This is a genomic window from Aeromonas sp. R1-2 (genome assembly GCF_040908505.1).
Taxonomy (GTDB): domain Bacteria; phylum Pseudomonadota; class Gammaproteobacteria; order Enterobacterales; family Aeromonadaceae; genus Aeromonas; species Aeromonas veronii.
In genome coordinates, this window is record NZ_JBFODU010000012.1 from 122835 (window position 1) to 142776 (window position 19942).

The following is a 19942-nucleotide window of genomic DNA, read 5'->3' on the forward strand; positions in this document are numbered from 1 at the left end:
GTCCATTGCCAGTTGTCTGCGCCCATCATGCAGGTTGCGATTGTTCTTTGCCTTGGTGACCAAGCCAAGACAAAACAAGGAAGATAACAATATGCAACAGCTCTTCAGACCCAGCAGGCTTGCCATGCTGGTCGCCCTTGCGGCTGCGCCCGCCTGGGCTCAGGCCGCTTATCCCGCCTATAAATCCGGTACTGCCTACAAGGCTGGCGATATCGTCAGCAACGTCGGTGCCCTCTACGAGTGCAAAGAATTTCCCTATTCAGGCTGGTGCGGGGCATCCCCCTATCACTATGAGCCGGGTGTCGGTGTGGTCTGGGCTGATGCCTGGAAGCCCTATGGTGGCGAGGTGCCTCCTCCTGCGCTCGGCGTGGCAGTCAGCTCACCGGCTGCCGGTGCCAGCTTCAACGAAGGAGCCAGCGTGGCGCTGGCAGTGACCCTGAGTGGCCCGGTAACGGCCTTGGTCAAGGTGGAATATCTTGTCGACGGCAAGCTGGTGGCCACGGCCAGCGCCTCGCCCTGGAGTGCCAGCTGGAGCGCCGCCGGAGTGGGGGCCCATACCCTCAAAGCTCGCGCGCTGGATAAAGATGGCAAGGTACTGAGCGAAGCGGATTCGAGCTTCAACGTCGCCGCCGTGGTGGCGCCAGAGGCGCCCAAGGCGAGCATCAGCAGCCCGGCCAATGGCGCCAAGGTGACGCTGGGTCGCAGTGTGGCGGTGAGTGGCAACGTTACCGATGCCAACAACGATGTGGCCAAAGTCGAGCTCTATGTCGACGGCAAGAAGGTGGGCGAAGATACCACTGCCCCCTGGCAGGTGAACTGGACGCCGGATGTCAAAGGCAGTGCCGCCCTCAAGCTGGTGGCTACTGACAAGACCAATCTGAGCGGCGAGTCGGCGGCGGTGACCGTCAATGTCGAGGAGGCCGCGCTGCCGCCCACCGGTGGCAACCTCTCTTGTGACATTCGCCAGATCTATCGTCCGGATGGTTACGAGTGCATGGGGGATGACCATGCCCGTCGGGTTATCGGCTACTTCACCTCCTGGCGCACTGGCAAGAACGGCCTGCCTGCCTATCTGGTGAGCGATATTCCATGGAACAAGATCACCCACATCAACTACGCCTTCGCGGCGGTGGATGAGCAGAGCCACACCATCAAGGTGGACGATGCAGCCACCAAGATGACCTGGGATGGCGTGCCGGGTGCCGAGATGGATCCTGAATTCGCCTACAAGGGCCACTTCAACCTGCTGTCGAAGTACAAGAAGCAGTATCCGGACGTGAAGACCCTCATCTCGGTCGGCGGCTGGGCCGATACGCGCGGCTTCTACACCGCCACTACCAAGGGTGACTGCTCGGTCAATACTGCCGGTATCAATACCCTGGCTGACTCGGCGGTGAGTTTTATCCGCCAGTACGGTTTTGACGGGGTCGATATCGACTACGAATACCCCACCTCGATGAAGGATGCGGGCAATCCCAACGACTTCCCGCTCTCCAACCAGTGCCGGGCCAAGCTGTTTGCCAATTACGAGGTGCTGATGAAGACCTTGCGGGCGCGGCTCGACAACGCCGGTAACGAAGATGGCCGCAAGTATATGCTGACCATCGCCTCACCGGCCTCGGCCTATCTGCTGCGCGGGATGGAGAACTTCCAGGTCACCCAGTATCTCGACTACGTCAACCTGATGACCTACGACTTCCACGGCGCCTGGAACCACTTTGTCGGTCACAATGCGGCCCTGTTCGACAACAATGCTGACCCCGAGCTCTCCCATTGGGGCGTCTATACCCAGACCCAGTTTGGCGGTATCGGTTACCTCAACGCCGCCTGGTCTGCCCACTACTTCCGCGGTGCGCTGGCGGCCGGCAAGATCAACGTTGGCGTGCCCTATTACACCCGCGGTTGGCAGGGGGTGAGCGGTGGCAGTCATGGGCTGGGTGGCAAGGCAGCCCTGCCGAGCCAGAACGAGTGCCAGCCGGGCACAGGTGGCAGCACCATTCCGTGCGGCAACGGGGCGGTCGGCATCGACAATATCTGGCATGATCTGGACAATAATGGCAAAGAGATCGGCGGTGGCGCCGTGCCCATGTGGCATGCCAAGAACCTGGAGCATGCGGCCAGCCTCGGCATCACCACATTGCCAAGTTATGGCACTGCCTGGGGTCTGGATCCCAACAATCCGGCTCACGTGATGCAGGGCAAGTATGTGCGTTACTACGATGACAAGGCTCACGCGCCCTGGCTGTGGAATGAAGAGAAGAAGGTGTTCCTCTCAACCGAAGATGAAGAGTCCATGGGCCACAAGCTCGACTACATCATCAAGCGCGGTCTGGGTGGCGTGATGTTCTGGGAGATGGCGGGTGACTACGCCTTCGATCCGGCCAAGAACGAGTACGGCATGGGCAGCACCCTGACCACCTTGGCTTACGAGAAGTTTGCCAAGGCAACTCCGTACAACACCAAGCAAAACGATCTGGCCGCGCCGAGCGCCCAGCTCGACATCCAGGTCAGCCTCTCCGGCTTTAAGGAAGGGGACTCCAACTATCCGATCAACCCGAAACTCAAGCTGATCAACAAGTCGACCCAGACCATTCCGGGCGGCGCGCGCATCGAGTTTCTGGTGCCCACCTCAACCTCTGACACCATAACGGATCAGAGTGGCATGGGCCTGAAAGTGGTGGAGAGCGGTGGCAACGACAACTCGGAAGGCATTGCGGGCGAGAAGGACTTCCACAAGGTCGCCATGAACCTGCTGGGCTGGCAGACTCTGGCACCGGGGGCCGAGATTGAAGTCGCCATGACCTACTACCTGCCCGCTGCTGGCGTGCCAAGCGGCATGCGCATCATCAGCGGCAGCCAGACCATTGGTCTCAAGGCCGAGTTCCCGACCCTGCCGGAGGCCGTGTTGGGCTCGGGTGGCGGCGAGAATCCGGGTACCAGCTGCAGCAGCCAGAACGTCAATCCGGCGGCCTACAAGGCCTATCCGAGCTGGCCGCAGGGGGATCATGCCAATGGCGGCGATCGCATCACCCATAACAAGGTAGTGTGGCAGGCCAACTGGTGGACCAGCAGCGAGCCCAAGGCAACCGATGGCAGCTGGAAGTCTGTCTGTAGCTATTGATTTTAAAATCAATGAGATAAGTGAGGCTTCGGCCTCACTTTTTTTGTCTGGTTGGTCGCTCTGGTTGAAAATGCGCCTGCCTTTCCTGGCGGGCAGCCTCTATAATAGAGTCGATTAATAATCAGATGGATATCAGCGTATGGCGAGTATATTGGATTCCGTTGATCAACGAACTCAACTGGTGGGTGAAAACCGCCTCGAGTTGTTGATGTTTCGTCTCGGCACCCGTCAGATGTTCGCCATCAACGTCTTCAAGGTACGGGAAGTGGTCAAGTTGCCCCATCTGAGCAAGATGCCGGGCTCCCATCACAATATCAGCGGGGTAGCCAATATCCGCGGTACCTCGATCCCGGTGATCAACCTGCGCAGCGCCATCGGCATGCGTCCCATGCCCATCGACAGTGAATCCAACCTCATCATCACCGAGTACAACCGCACCATTCAGGGCTTTCTGGTGGGGCAGGTGGCCAATATCGTCAACATGACCTGGAAGGATATCCTGCCGCCGCCGCGCTCCGCCGGGCGCGCCAACTACCTCACCGCCATCACCCGCATTCCCGAAGATGGAGTGGATCAGATCGTCGAGATCATCGATGTGGAGAAGGTGCTGGCGGAGATCATCACCTATGACATCCGCATCTCCGAAGAGGTGCTGGATCGGGAGATCCTGCCCGAGATGCATGGCCGCAAAGTGCTGATCGTCGATGACTCCAGCACAGCCCGGAATCTGGTGCGCGAGACCCTGGGCCAGCTTGGGCTTGAGGTGATCGAGTGTCAGGATGGTTTGCAGGCGCTGACCCTGCTCAAGGGGTGGTGCGATGCTGGCAAGAAGGTGACCGACGAGATCCTGCTGATGATCACCGATGCCGAAATGCCGGAGATGGACGGCTACCGCCTGACCCACGAGGTACGCAGCGATCCGCGTATGTCCGATCTCTTTATCACCCTCAACACCTCCCTGAGCGGCAACTTCAACGAAGCCATGGTCAAGAAGGTGGGGTGCGACCGCTTTATCTCCAAATTCCAGCCCGACTTGCTGGTCGGCGTGGCCCAGGAGCGGCTGCGTCAGGTGCTGGAAAGCTGAGAAGCTGCCTGCCGGTTATGCTAAATCAATAACAACACATCCCGCTTCGGCGGGATGTGTTGTTATTGGGTATTGGCGATGGATTGATTGAATCAAGGTGCCACGCAGAGATCGTCGACCATTCAAAACATCCGATTTTGGCGGGATATTTTGTTATGGGATATTGGTGATAGACGGCGGGCTTATTGGCTGAGCAGCGGCTCCATAAAGCGGGCGACTTTATCGCGGATTTGTGGCTGGGCCGCCGGGGTGGGATGAATACCATCGTTCATCATAAGTTCAGGGCGCAGCGCAATATCATCCATAAAGAAGGGCAGCAGCGGCAGATCGTTAGCCTGGGCCAACTCGGGAAAGATCTGTTCGAACTGGCGCAGATAGCGGGCACCGTAGTTGCGGGGCAGCTGGATTTGGGTCAACACCACACGGGTCTGTTGCTCCTTGGCGAGCGCGATCATGCTGGCCAGATTCTGGCGGGTAATGGTCGGTGCGAAGCCGCGCAGGCCATCGTTGCCCCCCAGTTCGATCAGCAGCCAGTCCGGCTGGTGCTCCTTCAGCAGAGCGGGCAGACGGGCCAGCGCCCCCTGGGTCGTTTCACCGCTGATGCTGGCATTGAGCAGGGTGTGTTTGCCCCCCTCCTCCTGCCATTTGTGGTTGAGCAGGGCAGGCCAGCTCTGCTCAACCTGCATCTGATAGCCGGCGCTCAGGCTATCTCCCAGTACCAGCAGGGTCTGGGCCTGAGCCGACGAGAGCAGGCTGCCGAGGCCAACGAACAAGGCAAACAGAATACGCACCATCAATTCAACTCCCGCTATGGATTGTCATCAAGGGATTGGAACAAAGGATACAGAGCATGAGTTCAACCCCCATTATTGTCGTCAAGGGCCTCGGCAAATCGGTTCGCCTCGGCCAGGAAAGCCTCACCATCCTTGAAGGGATCGATCTGCAAGTCAATAGCGGCGAGACGGTGGCGCTGGTCGGTGCCTCCGGCTCCGGCAAGTCCACCCTGCTGGGATTGCTGGCCGGGCTCGATCTGCCGAGTCAGGGAGATATCGAGATCCTCGGCAAATCCCTTGGCGAGCTGGATGAGGAGGGGCGGGCCCGATTGCGCGCCGAGCAGATCGGCTTTGTGTTCCAGTCGTTCCTGCTGCTCCCGACCATGACGGCGCTGGAGAATGTGATGCTGCCCGCCGAGCTGCGCGGTGAGCGGGATTGCGAACCAAGAGCCCGCGAACTGCTGGCCGCGGTCGGGCTTGGCGAGCGGTTGCACCATCTGCCGCCACGGCTCTCCGGCGGTGAGCAGCAGCGGGTGGCCATCGCCCGCGCCTTTATGACCCGTCCAAGCCTGCTGCTGGCGGACGAGCCGACCGGCAACCTCGACAGCAAGACCGGCGAGAAGGTGATAGAGCTGCTGTTTGAACTCAATCGTAAGCACGGCACCACGCTAGTGGTGGTAACCCATGACCATCAGCTGGCCGAACGCTGCCAGCGGCAAGTGGTCATGACGGCGGGTCGGCTGGATCGCGAGGTGGCCCATGATGTGGTGTAACGGGGTGAGCTGCGGGTCAGGCGGGAGATGCAAGGGATGATGCAGTGGCGATTGGGATGGCGACTGCTGCGCCGGGAAGGTTTCAGCGGCGAGCTGCGCTGGTTTGTGCTGGCGCTGGCCCTGAGCGTGGCGTGTGTCTTGAGTGTGGCATTGGTGGCGGATCGGCTCGATGCCGGACTCAAGGCGTCGGGCCGCGACTTTATCGGGGCGGATCGGGTGCTGCGCACCGCCGCCGCCCTGCCGGATGGCTGGCTAGCCCGAGCGAAACAGGATGGTTTGGCGGTGCAGACCACCGTCAGCTTCAACAGCATGCTGTTTCACGGTGATGCGTTGCAGCTCGCCTCCATTCGGGCAGTGCCCGACGGTTTTCCCTTCTATGGCAAACTCACTCTGGAACCTGCCCGTGCCCCTGCTCCCGGCGAGATCTGGCTCTCCGCCCGGGTAATGCAGCTGCTCAAGGCCAAAACGGGGGATGAGCTGGAGGTGGGCAATACGGTGCTCAAGGTGGCGGGCCTGCTTGGCGAGGAGCCGGATCAGGGCTTCAGCCCCTTCCTGCTGGCGCCGCGGGCGCTGATCCACAGTGCCGATATCGAAGCAACCGGTGCTCTGCTCCCCGGCAGTCGCCAGCAGTGGCGCTATCTGTTCAAGGGGCCGCGAGAGTCGCTGGCCCGTTACGAGCAATGGTTGTTGCCGAAATTGCAGGCCGGACAGAAGTGGATCAAACCGGATGACAGCGAATCCCAAGTGGGCCGCTCGCTGGCCAATGCCGAACGTTTCTTCCGGCTCGCCTCGCTAAGCGGGGTGTTGCTGGGGGCGTTGGCGATGGGGATTGCGGTGCGCCACTTTGCCGAGCGCCAGACCAATATGGTGGCGCTGCTCAAGACCCTGGGGGCATCCCGTCGCTCGCTCTGGCAACTGATGGGAACCCTGCTGCTGTCGCTGACGTTGATCGGTGCGCTGCTGGGTCTGGTGGCGGGCACAGCTATGCAGTGGATCACCTTGCAACTGCTGGGGGACCTGCTGCCGCCGGATCTGCCGCCCCCCTCCTGGCGCCCCTTTGCCCTGGGGGTGGCGGTGGCGCTCTTTATCACTCTGCTGCTCGCTTTTGTGCCCTTCTTGCGGCTGCTGAAGGTGCCGCCGCTGCGGGTATTGCGCCGGGAGCTGGAGGCGGGTATTCCCCCCTGGCTGGCCCTGCCGGTCGGCCTGCTCGGGCTGTTTGCGCTGGTCTGGGGCTTTACCGCCGATGTACGGCTGGCGCTGGGTCTGGTGGGTGGCATGGGCTTGCTGATGGGGCTGCTGGCCCTGCTGGCGGCCCTGATGTTGCGGCTGGGGACGAAAGTGAGCGGGCCTCATGCCTTGCGGCTGGCGCTGGCCCACCTGTCGCGCGAGCGCAGCAGCGGCCTGTTTCAGCTGGCGGGCTTTGCGTTGGCGCTGATGCTGTTTGGCTTGCTCTGGGCGGCCCGGGTCGATCTGCTGGATGAGTTTTCGGAACGTCTTCCCGTCGATGCGCCCAACCGTTTTCTGGTCAATGTGGCCGAGAACGAGCGGGAGGGGATCCTGAGCGAACTGGCGGCAGCCGGGGCCACCACTTCCGATTTCTATCCCATGGTGCGTGGCAGGCTGACCCATATCGCCGGTGAGGCGGTGGGCGAGGGGGCCAGCAGTGGCCGCGAGGGGGTCGATCGGGAGCTTAACTTCACTACCACGGCGACCCTGCCAATCGACAACAAGCTGGTGGCCGGTAAATGGCTTGCCGGGCCCGGCGAGGTGTCGGTGGATAGCGAGCTGGCCAAGCGGCTCGATATCAAGCTGGGGGACATGCTCGCCTTTACCATCGAGGGGCGCAGCTTTGGCGCCAGGGTCACCAGTTTGCGCAGCATCAAGTGGGACAACATGCGTCCCAACTTCTACATGATCTTCTCCGAGGATCTGCTGGCACCCTTCTCCCGTACCTGGCTTGGCAGCTACCGGCTGCCCGAAGCGGGGCGCACTGCCGAGGTGGAGATTATTCGCCGCCACCCCACGGTGAGCCTTATCGATGTGGATGACCTGATTGCGCGGCTCACTCAGGTCTCGGAGCAGGTGAGTAGGGCGCTGGCGCTGATGCTGGGACTGGTGACAGTGGCTGCGCTGCTGGTGCTGCTGACCCAGACTCAGGCCAGCATGGCTCAGCGTCGGCGCGAGCTGTTGCTGATGCGTACCTTGGGCGCCAGCAGCGAACTACTGAAAAAGATGCTGCGCTGGGAGCTGGTGGCCAGTGGTGCGCTGGCGGGGCTCTGTGCCGCCATGGTGGTGGAGCTCTGCTCCTTTGGCCTGCAGTGGTGGTGGTTCGAGGGGCAGTGGCAGTTCCACTGGGCCATCTGGCTCGGCCTGCCGACGCTGGGGGCACTGCTGGTGACACTGGCGGGGCAGGGGATGCAGCGTCAGCTGCTGGCTGGCACCCTGAGCGATCGGCTGCGGGGGCTGGGTCAGGGACTGTTGTAATCCTGCCAGCGCGAGCCGATGCCACTGAGTGCAATAGCGCAGCCACAATAAACAAGCAGCCCGGCCATTGGCCGGGCTGCTTGTTTATTGTGACGCTGACGAGCGGATGCCGCGAGCGGGTGTGAGTTAGCGGGGCTCGCGCAGCAGATTGACGAGGGCGCTCGACAGCTCGGGATAGCTGAAGTGAAAACCGGCCTGTTGCAGCCGTGCGGGTATCACCTTTTGTCCGGTCAGCAGCAGATCTGCCGCCTCCCCCATCACCAGTTGCAACAGCGGCGCCGGGACGAAGAAGATATGCGGGCGGTGTAGCGTCGCAGCCAGGGTCTGGCTGAACTCCCGGTTGCTGACCGGATGGGGCGCAGTGCCGTTGAAGATGCCGCTGCACTCTTCGTGATCCAGCAAGAACAGCATGGCGCGCACCAGATCCTGCACATGGATCCAGCTCATCATCTGGCTGCCCGATCCCATGGGGCCGCCGAGTCCGAGTCGGTATGGGGGGAGCATTTTGGGTAGCGCTCCCCCATCCATGCCAAGCACCAGTCCGATCCGCACGATACAGACTCGGGTTTGGCGGCTCTGGGCTTCCTGCGCCAGGGTCTCCCACTGCTGGCAGAGCTGGTGGGTAAACTCGTCGTTGGGAGAACGGCACTGCTCGTCGAGGGTTTCGGTGCCCTGTCTGCCATACCAGCCGATGGCGGAGGCGTTGATCAGCACCTTGGGCGGCGTGCTGGATAGCTTGATGAGATCCACCAGCTGCTCAGTCAACAGCCAGCGGCTATCGCAGAGCAGCTGTTTGCGCGACTCGCTCCAGCGTCCGGCGGCGATGGGTTCACCGGCCAGATTGATCACTGCGTCCACGTCATTGAGGTCATCGAGCCGGTCGAGGTTATCCAATACCTTGATATCGTGGCCCAGCAGGGAGTAAGCACGGCTCCCCTGCCTGCTCAATACCACGACCTCGTGATTGACCTTGAGATGGGCAACCAGCTTGCGGCCGATAAAGCCGGTCCCTCCGGTAATAAGAATCTTCATCGCTGCATGCTCCTGCTGCCGTTTGCTCAACTTTAATGGTGTGGCTTCCCTTCAACAAGTGAGACGTGCTTCGGGAGTTTTCTGTTTGACGTTTGTTAACTCTATCCTCTTCTTACGACATATTGTTGAACAATAGTTTGAATTGATTGATTTTTGTTGGGTGGACATTTGTTGAACAATCGCTATTATGGCGACCCTTTTCGCCTGTCCACCGAGGCTGTCACCCATTATCCGAGCATCAAAGAGGCCGCCATGCCATTTCGTCGTTTGAAACTTCGCCAGCTTTACTCGAGGATTCTCTTGGCGCTGCTGATGGGGGGCGGGATCCTGCTGCTGGGGGTTGTTGCCGTTATCTGGCAGACGGTGACGGAGACAGAGCGTGATGCCGATTCACAGTTGCAGCATGCCCGTGTGATGTTTGAGCGCTCCATCGGCCATGCCCAGCAGGCGGCCATCAATGTGAAGGGGATGCTGGGTCACTCGTGCAAGGAGGCGGCACAACTGCTGCGCGAACAGGTGGCCACGGTGCCTTATGTCCGTTCCGCCAATCTGGCTGTAGGCAGCCACATCTATTGCACCTCGCTCTATGGTGACTACGATGGCCCCTTCAATCCCGACCGCTATGTGGATGGCAGGTTGCAACTGCTGCCTGGCAATGAGGTCACACCGGATCGCCCCTTGATCGTGCTGCGTCATGAAACGGACAAGGGGAGTGTGCTGATCGGTGTAGATGGCTACTACCTGCGCAATACCCTGGAGATCTCCAGCAAGAACTCCCCGATGGCTCTGGTGGTGGGGCAGAGGGCTCTGTTTGGTTCAGGCCAGGTCGGGGCGGCGCCCTCTCCGACAGAAGAGGGTTATATTGCCCTCGCTTCGGCCGATTTCCCCTATCAGGTCGTCACCCGGGTCACGGTGCATGACTACTGGAGCCACGCATGGCGCTACTCCAGATATACCTTGTTCCTCTCTCCGTTGCTGGCGCTGCTGATTGGATTCGGCACCTTCAGGTTGATGGGGCGTAGCAGCTCACCTGCGGAAGAGCTCAAGCGGGCGTTGATCGAGGAGGAGTTTATCCCCTATCTGCAGCCGGTGGTCTCCGGTGAGGATGAGCAGTGGCGTGGTTGTGAGGTGCTGATGCGCTGGCAGCATCCCAAGCAGGGGATGATCTCGCCGGATCGCTTTATTCCGCTGGCGGAAGATAGCGGCCTGATCGTGCCCATGACCAGCTTGTTGATGGCCCAGGTGCGCGACCACTTCTCCCCTTATGCCCGCAAGCTGCCGGCAAAGTTCCATTTTTGCTTCAATATCAGCGCCAAGCACTTTCAGGATCTCGACCTGTTGGCTGACTGCAAGGCCTTTCTCGACGCGTTTAAGGACAATCCCGTTGATTTGGGGCTGGAGCTGACTGAGCGTGAACTGCTGGTAGCTGATGAGACAACCGCTCAGATGTTTGCCGAGTTGCGCAAACTGGGCGTGTTGATCTCTATCGATGACTTTGGCACCGGTCACTCCAGTCTCACCTATCTGCAACAGTTTCAGGTCGATGCAATCAAGATTGACCGGAGCTTTGTGGAGATGATCGGCACTGATGCACTCTCCAGCCATATCGTTGAAAACGTGATTGATCTGGCGAAGCGACTTGAATTGATCCTGATCGCGGAGGGGGTCGAGAAGCAGTCGCAGGCGGACTACCTGCGGGCTCGCCACGTTGACTATCTGCAAGGGTATCGTTACAGCCGCCCCATTCCGATGAAGCAGTTTTGCAAGACCCTGTTTGGCTGAACGGTTTAATGGGGAGCATAAAAAACCAGCGATCGCTCGCTGGTTTTTTTTTGATACGGTTTGGCTTGGGCGATCAGAGCATGCGCTGGAGGGCGCGGGCCAAGCGTTTGACCCCCTCTTCAATGGTCGCTTCATCGACGCAGGAGAAGCTCAGGCGCAGGGTGTTCTTGATCTCGGGGCGCACGTAGAAGGGGGCGCCGGGTACGAAGGCCACCTTCTCCTTGATCGCCTCGTCAAACAGCGCCATGGCACTGATGTGGGCTGGCAGGGTCAGCCAGAGGAACATACCCCCTTCCGGTCGGGTGTAGCTGACGCCGGGCGGGCAGTGACGGGCCAACGCGGCCTCCATGGCGGCGCGCTGGCGGCCATAGACCTCCTTGATCTTCTCCAAGTGAGCGTCGAGGGAGTTGTCGGTCAGGAAGCGGTGCAGCACCTGCTGGCTGAAGGCGTTGCTGTGCAGATCGGTCGCCTGCTTGGCGATGGTCACCTTCTTGCGCAGCCACTCCGGCATCACCATCCAGCCCAGACGGAAGGCGGGCACCACGGTTTTGGAAAACGAGCCGAGCAGCACGGTATTGTTTGGCGCCAGCTTGGCAATGGGGGGGAGATGCTCCCCTTCGAAACGCAGCTCGCCGTAGGGATCATCTTCCACCATCAACAGCTCGTGGCGCACCAGTCGCTCGGCCAGTGCCTCGCGGTTGGCACGGCTATAAGAGACACCGCTCGGGTTCTGGAAGTTGGGCACGCCGTAGAGCAGCTTGGCATTGGAGCCGCTTGCCAGCAGCGCATCCAGCGCCGCCAGGTCCAGTCCCTCTTCTTCAAGGGTGATCGGCTTGAAGGTGGGCTGGTAGACAGAAAAGGCCTGAATGGCGCCAAGGTAACCCGGCTCTTCGATGATGAGATCCTGACCCTCGTCGATCAGCACCTTGCCCAGCAGATCCAGCGCCTGCTGGGAGCCGCTGGTGATGAGGATGTTGTCCGGATTGATCTGCATGCCGTGGCGGGCCAGATAGCGGTCGGCAATATACTGGCGCAGCGGGGCGAAGCCCTCGGTCGCCGCATATTGCAGGGCGGCAGCCCCCTGTTCGCGCAGCACATCCTGACAGGCCTGATCGATCGCCTTGACCGGAAACAGGTGGGGATTGGGCAGGCCACCGGCGAAGGAGATGATCTCCGGATTGGCGGCAACTTTGAGGATTTCACGGATAAAGGAAGGCTCGACCTTCTCGAAGCGCTGGGCAAAAAACGGCTGCATAGACAATTCTCTCGGCATGTGGGCGGTCGCTCCATTCGACCGCCAGGTTATCCGTTTGTATCAGATTTCAGAAATGAGGCAATGATTGTCACAAAAATCGCCAAAAAAGGGCTGGAACGACTCTACTGCGGATTATATTGGACGGTTAGTCGGTATGGTGATGCCGGTGAGGGAGCAGGGAAGTGGATGGCCGGAATATTTGTTGCGCGAAACACTTGCGCCTTGGGCCTATCTTGGGATAATTCGCTCCCCTGTTTTCGCGGGTCGATGAAATGCCGAGCCGCGAGCGGTCCCGCTCGGGATCGAACACAAGATGTATTACCCGGATTGATGAAATAACGAGACCATTATGCCTGTGACCCAAGATGTATTTAACGAAGACGGCAAGTTCATGCGCAAGATCCGCAGCTTTGTCCGTCGCGAAGGCCGCCTGACCAAAGGGCAGGAGAAGGCCCTGGAAGAGCTCTGGCCGGTCATGGGCATCGATTTCGAGCCAAAGCAGCTCGATCTGGTCGCACTGTTTGGCCGTGAAGCACCTGTGGTGCTGGAGATCGGCTTTGGCATGGGCGCCTCTCTGGTTGAGATGGCCAAGAATGCCCCCGAGAAGAACTTCATCGGCATTGAAGTACACTCCCCGGGCGTGGGTGCCTGTCTGGGTACCGCTCAGGAAGCGGGCGTCACCAATCTGAAGGTGATCTGCCACGATGCGGTCGAGGTGCTGGAGCACATGATCCCGAACGGTTCACTCTCCTGCCTGCAGCTCTTCTTCCCGGATCCCTGGCACAAGAGCCGTCACCACAAGCGCCGCATCGTACAGCCTGCGTTTGCCCAGGATATTCGCCAGAAGCTGGCCATTGGTGGCGTGTTCCACATGGCGACCGACTGGGAAAACTATGCCGAGCACATGCTGGAAGTGATGAGCGCCGCCGAGGGTTACGAGAACACCTCTGCCACCGGTAACTGGGTGCCGCGCCCTGACTGGCGTCCGCTGACCAAATTTGAACAACGTGGCCACCGTCTCGGCCACGGGGTTTGGGATCTGATTTTCAAGCGTGTCAGCTAAGCTGGCACGTCAACACACCTAGCGTATCAACTAACTTGAGGAGCTATCATGGCCAATCGTAGCCGCCGCCTGCGCAAGAAACTGCGCGTCGATGAATTCCAGGAAATGGGTTTCGACATCAGTTTCAACTTCCCGGTCGGCACTGCCGAAGAGACCATCGATGCGGTAGTCGATGCGATGATCGATGAGGTTGTTGAACCCCGTAAACTGGCTTTTGCCGGCTCCGGTCACCTGGCCTGGGAAGGGATGATCTGCACCCAGCAACTGGGCAAGTGTACCGAAGAAGACCGCGCTGCCGTCAAATCCTGGCTGGAAGGCAAGGGGATGGAAGCCGTGGTCGTTACCGAGCTGTTCGACCTCTGGTACGGTGAACCGGCCTGATACAAGGCTGCCGCATCTGGCGCCTTGTTGTGGGTAACTGAAAAATCCCGCCGCTGGCGGGATTTTTGTCAGTGGGGATGGGATCTCCACCGCTGTTTTAGTCATGGAATCGCTTATTGCTTATGGTGTTGTCATCCGAATTACTGGCCAGCATCCTTGAAGAGGTGCGCCCGTTGCTGGGACAAGGCAAGGTGGCCGACTACATTCCGGCACTGGCTCAGGTACCGTCCGATCGGCTTGGTATCGCAGTCTGTACCGTCGAGGGGGAGCTGTTCACCGCCGGTGACGCTTTTGAACCCTTCTCCATCCAGAGTATCTCCAAGGCCCTGAGCCTGACCCTGGCACTCACTCTCTATCAGGAGGAGGAGATCTGGGCCCGGGTTGGCAAGGAGCCCTCCGGCCAGCCCTTCAACTCGCTGGTGCAGCTCGAGTTCGAGCAGGGAATTCCCCGCAACCCCTTTATCAATGCCGGGGCGCTGGTGGTGAGCGATCTGCTGGAGACCCGCCTCACTGCGCCCCGTCAGCGTACCCTTGAGCTGGTGCGTCGCCTTTCCGGCAATCCGGCCATCATGGCGGATCAGGTGGTCGCCCGCTCCGAATATCAGCACTCTGCCCGCAACGCCGCCATCGCCTATCTGATGAAGGCCTACGGCAACTTCGAAAACGAAGTGGACAAGGTGCTGCAAAGCTACTTCAATGCCTGTGCCATTCGCATGAGCTGCGTCGATCTGGCGCGGGCATTCATCTATCTGGCCAACCGTGGAGTGCCACTGGGCGAGAGCGTGCCGCTGCTGCCCGCCCGCACCACCAAACAGGTCAACGCCCTGCTCGCCACCTGCGGTCTCTATGACGAGGCGGGCGATTTTGCCTATCGGGTCGGCATGCCGGGCAAATCGGGTGTCGGCGGCGGTATCATCGCCCTGATCCCGGGCGAGCTCTGCGTCTGTGTCTGGTCGCCCGAGCTCAACAAAGCTGGCAACTCGCTGGCGGGCACGGCGGCGCTGGAGCTGCTGGCCGAGCGGCTGGGTCGCTCCATTTTTTAACCTTGTTCACTATGAATCGAGAAATCACCATGAAACGACATCTTCGCTTCCTGCAGGCCGCGCTGGCGACCTTACTGCTCTGGTGTGCCCTGCCCGCCGTGGCAGGGGAGTTGCCACCGCTCTCGCTGGCCGATGCCAAGGCCAAACAGGCTGTCATCCTGGATACCCGCGCCAGCTACTTCTATCAGGGGTGGCCGATGGAAGGGGAGAAGCAGGGCGGCCATGTGGCGGGCGCCGAGAACCTCTCTGCCGAGTGGAAATACAGCGATGAAGAGTGGCCAAAGGCCCTCGAGATCAAGGGACTGAAGGCAGATCGTCCGGTTGCCCTCTACGGTGCGTCCCGCGAAGTGGCCGAGGTGGCCCGTCTGCTGCGCAAGCAGGGGATCAAGCAGCTGTTCGAGCTGCAAGGGTGGCAAGCCGCACCGCGCGAGTCGCTGGCACGCTGGCAGCAGCTGGTCTATCCGCGCTGGTTGGCGGATCTGCAAGAGGGCAAGCCGGTTGCCGCGGCGCCCAAGGGTGACTGGAAGCTGTTTGAAGTGGATTGGGGTTCACCCAAGGCCTACCTCATCAGCCACATCCCGGGGGCCGGTTATATCGATACCAACAGCCTCGAAGAGGAGCCGCTGTGGAACAAGGTCTCTGACGAAGCGCTCAAGAAGCTGCTGCTGGATAACGGCATCCGTCACGACACCACCGTCATCCTCTATGGTCGCAACACCATGGCGGCTGCCCGTGCCGCGCACCTGATGATGTATGCGGGGGTGGAAGATGTACGCCTGCTGGACGGTGGTCTGGATGCCTGGTTTATCCAGCACCTGCGTACCGAAACCGGTCTGCCCAACAAATATGAGCCGGTGAAGGAGTTTGGCGTGGCCATTCCCGCTCACCCCGAGTACTACACCACGCTAAGTCAGGCGAAAGAGCTGCTCAAGAAGCCCGATAGCGCCCTGGTCAGCGTGCGTACCTGGGACGAGTTTGTCGGCAACACCTCAGGTTACAGCTACATCAAGCCGAAGGGCGATATCCCGGGGGCCAAGTGGGGTCATGGTGGCGTTGATGCCAACAGTATGAGCGACTTCCACAACCCGGACGGCACCATGAAGCCGGCCCGCGAGATCCTCGCCATGTGGGAGCAGTGGAACATCGAGCCAACCCAGCAGGCGGCGTTCTACTGCGGTACCGGCTGGCGCGCCTCCGAGGCCTTCTTCTACGCCTGGCTGATGGACTGGAAACAGATCAGCGTCTATGACGGCGGTTGGTACGAGTGGAGTTCCGATCCCAAGAACCCGACCGTGACCGGTGAGCGTCAGCCTGCCAAGTCCTGATTACGTGCTTGCGCTGAAAAGAAGAGGCCGGACAGAGATGTCCGGCCTTTTTCATTGCGCTCGCCACCCGGCCAGATAACTAGGCTAAGTCGCTGATTATTGACGGCGATCCCGCTTTGCTCATCGCGCCATCCCGTGCCGTGCGATTGAACTAGGCTTCAAGAAACATCCTCGTGGTGAGGATGATCGCAGAAGAGGCCGCAATGAAAAAACTGATGATGATCCTGGTGTGTACCCTCGGGCTGGTGGCATGCAGCTCCCAATACATCATGAGCACCAAGGATGGCAAGATGATCACCACAGAGAGCAAACCCAAGCTGGACGAGAGCACCGGCATGTATCGCTATTACGATCATGAAGGGCGCGAGGTAATGATCAAGAAAGATGACGTGACCCAAATTATGGAACGCTAAGCGCTCTCTTGCCGCAAGGGCCGCTATCTGCGGCTCTTCTCTTTTTGCCGAAAAGTCGTGCTGTTTTCTCTGTTGATCCCCGCACATTCGCAGCAAATTCAGCCGTGATACAGCTTCCGTTATGGTTTAACCCTTATCATCACACTCCATTTTTTATTGGAGGTGTTATGTCCTTGATGTCTATCTGGAATTCCCGTTTTTCTGCACGCAGCTTGCTGGGTGGTGTCTTGCTGGTGGTGGCGTCAGCCAGCCATGCCGGTGACGATCAGTTCACGCTGGGGCGGACTATTTTGCTGGGAGCCGGTGATCATGGTGCGACAATTCCTTTGGTGGTTTGCCGTCAGACCAAATATATCAAGGTGAAGGCGGAGCGTGATTTGACCCTGGATCGGGTGGTGGTGACCTATGGTGGTGATCGTACCAAGACCATTCGTTTCGATCGGGAAATGAGCAGTGATAAAGAGACCGAGTGGAAATCACTGGGCTCGCGCCGTTGTGTGAAAAAAATCGAAGTGTACGGTAATTCAGAGCGCAGCAAAGCGGGCGTAAAAGTATTCGGCCGCAAATAATTGATGCGGTTTTTCTGCGCAAACAGATGAGTTAAAAATAATGGCGAGCCGTGGCTTGCCATTATTTTTTATGGCCGGGTTCGCTATTTTTTCGGCCGAAACGGCTTGATGACAGTTTCATCGCACTCGAGATTCGGCCCTTCCATCAAATCGATACAGTAGGGGATGGCGGGGAAAACTGCATCCAGACATTCGCGGATTGATTTGGGCTTGCCCGGCAGATTGACGATCAGGGTATCGTCGCGCAGCCCGGCAGTCTGGCGCGAAAGAATGGCGGTCGGCACAAATTTGAGGGATTCGGCCCGCATCAGCTCGCCAAAGCCCGGCATCATGCGATCACACACCGCCTCGGTCGCTTCCGGCGTGACATCCCGCTTGGCCGGACCGGTGCCGCCTGTGGTGACGATGAGACAACACTGCTCCTCATCCGCCAGCCGGATCAGGGTCGCTTCAATCTGCTCCTGCTCATCGGGGATCACCTGATAGACAGGTTCCCACTCCGAGGTCAGATAGGCGTTCAGGGTGTCGATGATGGCCTTGCCGGAGAGGTCTTCATAGATGCCCGCGCTGGCGCGATCGCTGACGGTGACGATACCGATTTTTGCCTTGCTCATGGTCTGCTCTTGAATGTCCGATAAAAGTGGCAATTAAAATAACATAATCAGTGAGATATGTTAAACCGTCAGGAGATGACGCGGGTCGGTGAGGGAAGAATAAAGTGTCGAATGAAGCAAAATAAGGCCACCCGGATTTTTATTTGCAATAAAAAACAGAAAATCACAACCTAAAATGTATAAGTGTTTTATCTCGCCTGAATTAAAAACAATCGCTTGTTTCAAAACACAATTAAAATAGATAGACACCTTCGTAATGACCATTGTCCGGTTTAGTCGCCAGTGGATGGATTGAACCCTTTTTAGCCGCGTCGTATATACAGATTTATATGGCTGGGACGTGATGGTGTGGTACCGCAGTGTGTTGCCAGCAATAGTCGCCAAGGAGGGCATATGGAGTTGCCTGATTTTGACACCCTGAAGGAGTTGGCTGCGAGTGAGCCCTCCCGGCTGGATGCGATTCTGGAGCAGCAGATCGACCAGTTGATGGCCCGAGCGAGCCCGGATCAGCAGCGCCGTCTGCGCGGGTTGCAGTTCAAGATTGATGGTCAGCGCCGGCTGGCGAAAAACAATCTTGATAGCTGTATCCGGATTACCAACATGATGCGGGAATCTTTTTATTTGATGCGCAGCGAAATGAGCCAGTTCAGGGAAGAGGGGGACCCTCCGCCTGAAAGCGATGGCAGTGGTAAAATAATCCGTCTGGCGGACTATCAACGTCGCAAATAATCTGCAATAACCCCCTTGGTTGATATTTCAGCCAAATCGGTGAGGCCATGATAAAGGGAATTGCTGGCGCCCTGATTGTTATGGTTTTTAATGTTAGTCGTAATGTATTTGTGATGTAATCTCTTTTCTCCTTCTTGTAATAACTTATTAGTCAGGTTGTGATAGGGGTGGATGAATAACAGTAAAAGTTAGGCTAATATGGCCGAAATTTTTATTGCTACGACTCGAAGGGATTATGAGAAGTATCACACCAAGACGGGTGTTGTCGCGGGAGCAACAGACAGAGATCACCCGCATTATCGTCAAGGTGGGTCAGATGTTGGCCCAGTTCGGGGCGGAGAGCCGGATCATCGAGCAGACCACGGTGCGGCTGGGGATGGCGCTGGGGCTGGAGAGTGTCGAGATGGCCATCTCTTCCAGTGCCATCGTGCTCACCAGCCTCTATCAGGGGGGCTGTGTTACCACTACCCGGCGGGTGCGCGAACATGGCATCAACATGCAGGTGGTGTGCGAGATCCAGCGGATCTGCATCATGGCGGAGAAAGAGCTGATCGGTGCCCGTGAAGTGCGCCAGCGCCTCGAGGCCATCGTCCCCTTTCACTATCACCCCTGGCTGGTGGTCCCCATGGTGGGGCTCTCCTGTGGTGCCTTTAGCCTGCTGTTTGGCGGTGACTGGCCTATCTTCCTGGTGACCTGCTTCTCGTCTGCCGTGGCGATGCGGGTGCGCCAGCTGATGGCCCGCCATCACCATAGCCCGCTCATCAATTTTGCCGCCACCGGCTTTATCGCTACTTTGCTCTCCTCCAGCGCCACCTTCTTCAACTGGGGTGACCAGCCTTATCTCGCCATGGCGGCCAGCGTGCTGCTGCTGGTGCCGGGCTTTCCGCTGATCAATGCAGTCTCCGACATGGTGAAGGGCTACTTCAACATGGGCTTGGCCCGCTGGGGGACCGCGACCCTGCTGACCATCAGCGCCGCCATAGGTATCATTTTGGCCATGTCGGTCACTGGGATCTGGGGGTGGAAAGTATGATGGATTTGCTCTGGCTACTGGCCAAGGATGCCTTCTGGTCCTCCATTCCGGCGGTGGGGTTTGCCATGCTGTTCAACGTGCCACCACGGATGCTGAAGTATTGCGCCATGGGCGGCGCGCTGGCCCACAGCCTGCGTACCCTGCTGATCCACTATGGCATGCCCATCGAGTGGGCAACGCTGGCGGCGGCGACTACGGTCGGCTTTGTCTGCGTCTACTGGTCGCGCCGTCTGCTGGCGCCGCGTCCGGTGTTCAGCGTTGCCTCCATCATTCCGATGATCCCGGGCAGCTATGCCTTCAAGACCATGATCGCGGTGGTGGAGCTCAACATCAACGGCGTGACCATGGAGTTGATCCAGAGTGCGGTGGAGAACGGCCTCAAGGCGCTCTTTATCGTCGGTGCCCTCAGTTTCGGTTTGGCGATCCCCTCTCTGGTCGTGTACCGTAACCGCCCCATAATCTGACAGA

18 protein-coding genes are annotated in these 19942 nt (G+C 59.1%); 14 read left to right on the forward strand and 4 right to left on the reverse strand.

Annotation, left to right across the window (positions count from 1 at the left end):
* The first annotated feature begins 124 nt into the window (after positions 1–124).
* Positions 125–3121, forward strand: coding sequence for a glycosyl hydrolase family 18 protein (locus AB5Y76_RS04000; protein WP_263717031.1), 2997 nt, complete (start codon positions 125–127; stop codon positions 3119–3121).
* A 139-nt stretch (positions 3122–3260) separates the two neighbouring features.
* On the forward strand, positions 3261–4205 hold the full coding sequence (locus AB5Y76_RS04005; RefSeq protein ID WP_005335238.1) for a chemotaxis protein CheV: 945 nt from the start codon (positions 3261–3263) through the stop codon (positions 4203–4205).
* Positions 4206–4387: 182 nt separating this feature from the next.
* Here AB5Y76_RS04005 and AB5Y76_RS04010 read toward each other — a convergent pair whose 3' ends face one another.
* Positions 4388–4999, reverse strand: a complete 612-nt coding sequence (locus tag AB5Y76_RS04010) for an arylesterase (RefSeq protein WP_263716982.1) — start codon at positions 4997–4999, stop codon at positions 4388–4390.
* Positions 5000–5055: 56 nt separating this feature from the next.
* On the opposite strand from AB5Y76_RS04010, the gene AB5Y76_RS04015 reads away from it, so the two are divergent.
* Positions 5056–5751, forward strand: a complete 696-nt coding sequence (locus AB5Y76_RS04015; RefSeq protein ID WP_064340783.1) for an ABC transporter ATP-binding protein — start codon at positions 5056–5058, stop codon at positions 5749–5751.
* 36 nt (positions 5752–5787) lie between these two features.
* Positions 5788–8235 (forward strand): ABC transporter permease, encoded by a 2448-nt coding sequence (locus AB5Y76_RS04020; RefSeq protein WP_263717030.1) that lies wholly within the window; start codon positions 5788–5790, stop codon positions 8233–8235.
* 126 nt (positions 8236–8361) lie between these two features.
* Here AB5Y76_RS04020 and AB5Y76_RS04025 read toward each other — a convergent pair whose 3' ends face one another.
* A complete protein-coding gene (locus tag AB5Y76_RS04025) occupies positions 8362–9267 on the reverse strand; it encodes a TIGR01777 family oxidoreductase (RefSeq protein ID WP_263716981.1) in 906 nt (301 codons plus the stop codon).
* Between the two features lie 252 nt (positions 9268–9519).
* Between AB5Y76_RS04025 and AB5Y76_RS04030 the strand changes: the two genes are divergently transcribed.
* Positions 9520–11049: an EAL domain-containing protein gene (locus AB5Y76_RS04030; RefSeq protein ID WP_318528138.1), complete on the forward strand. Its 1530-nt coding sequence runs from the start codon at positions 9520–9522 to the stop codon at positions 11047–11049.
* Positions 11050–11122: 73 nt separating this feature from the next.
* Here AB5Y76_RS04030 and AB5Y76_RS04035 read toward each other — a convergent pair whose 3' ends face one another.
* On the reverse strand, positions 11123–12304 hold the full coding sequence (locus tag AB5Y76_RS04035) for a PLP-dependent aminotransferase family protein (protein WP_005354174.1): 1182 nt from the start codon (positions 12302–12304) through the stop codon (positions 11123–11125).
* Positions 12305–12653: 349 nt separating this feature from the next.
* On the opposite strand from AB5Y76_RS04035, the gene trmB reads away from it, so the two are divergent.
* From trmB to AB5Y76_RS04065, 6 genes are all read left to right on the forward strand, one after another.
* Positions 12654–13367, forward strand: coding sequence for a tRNA (guanosine(46)-N7)-methyltransferase TrmB (gene trmB / locus AB5Y76_RS04040; RefSeq protein WP_005335228.1), 714 nt, complete (start codon positions 12654–12656; stop codon positions 13365–13367).
* A 48-nt stretch (positions 13368–13415) separates the two neighbouring features.
* Entirely contained in the window at positions 13416–13748 is a 333-nt protein-coding gene (locus tag AB5Y76_RS04045) for a YggL family protein (protein ID WP_005348158.1), read from the forward strand.
* A 122-nt stretch (positions 13749–13870) separates the two neighbouring features.
* Positions 13871–14791, forward strand: a complete 921-nt coding sequence (glsB, locus tag AB5Y76_RS04050) for a glutaminase B (protein ID WP_263716979.1) — start codon at positions 13871–13873, stop codon at positions 14789–14791.
* 29 nt (positions 14792–14820) lie between these two features.
* On the forward strand, positions 14821–16116 hold the full coding sequence (locus tag AB5Y76_RS04055) for a sulfurtransferase (RefSeq protein WP_058057126.1): 1296 nt from the start codon (positions 14821–14823) through the stop codon (positions 16114–16116).
* A gap of 203 nt (positions 16117–16319) precedes the next feature.
* Positions 16320–16529, forward strand: coding sequence for a YgdI/YgdR family lipoprotein (locus tag AB5Y76_RS04060; RefSeq protein WP_144714317.1), 210 nt, complete (start codon positions 16320–16322; stop codon positions 16527–16529).
* 167 nt (positions 16530–16696) lie between these two features.
* Positions 16697–17098, forward strand: coding sequence for a DUF2541 family protein (locus tag AB5Y76_RS04065; protein ID WP_040066783.1), 402 nt, complete (start codon positions 16697–16699; stop codon positions 17096–17098).
* An 83-nt stretch (positions 17099–17181) separates the two neighbouring features.
* Here the strand turns inward: AB5Y76_RS04065 and mog are convergent, their stop codons facing one another.
* Positions 17182–17712, reverse strand: coding sequence for a molybdopterin adenylyltransferase (mog, locus tag AB5Y76_RS04070; protein ID WP_263716978.1), 531 nt, complete (start codon positions 17710–17712; stop codon positions 17182–17184).
* 393 nt (positions 17713–18105) lie between these two features.
* Between mog and AB5Y76_RS04075 the strand changes: the two genes are divergently transcribed.
* The 3 genes from AB5Y76_RS04075 to AB5Y76_RS04085 all read left to right on the forward strand — a co-directional run bounded on the left by AB5Y76_RS04075 (position 18106) and on the right by AB5Y76_RS04085 (position 19938).
* Complete coding sequence (locus AB5Y76_RS04075) at positions 18106–18441, forward strand: DUF3135 domain-containing protein (RefSeq protein ID WP_005335213.1); 336 nt, start codon at positions 18106–18108, stop codon at positions 18439–18441.
* A 235-nt stretch (positions 18442–18676) separates the two neighbouring features.
* Positions 18677–19474 carry a threonine/serine exporter family protein gene (locus AB5Y76_RS04080; RefSeq protein WP_005348133.1) on the forward strand — a complete coding sequence of 266 codons (798 nt, stop codon included), beginning with the start codon at positions 18677–18679 and terminating at the stop codon, positions 19472–19474.
* A complete protein-coding gene (locus tag AB5Y76_RS04085; protein WP_026035076.1) occupies positions 19471–19938 on the forward strand; it encodes a threonine/serine exporter family protein in 468 nt (155 codons plus the stop codon). The genes AB5Y76_RS04080 and AB5Y76_RS04085 overlap by 4 nt, the downstream gene beginning before the upstream one ends.
* Positions 19939–19942: the final 4 nt, after the last annotated feature.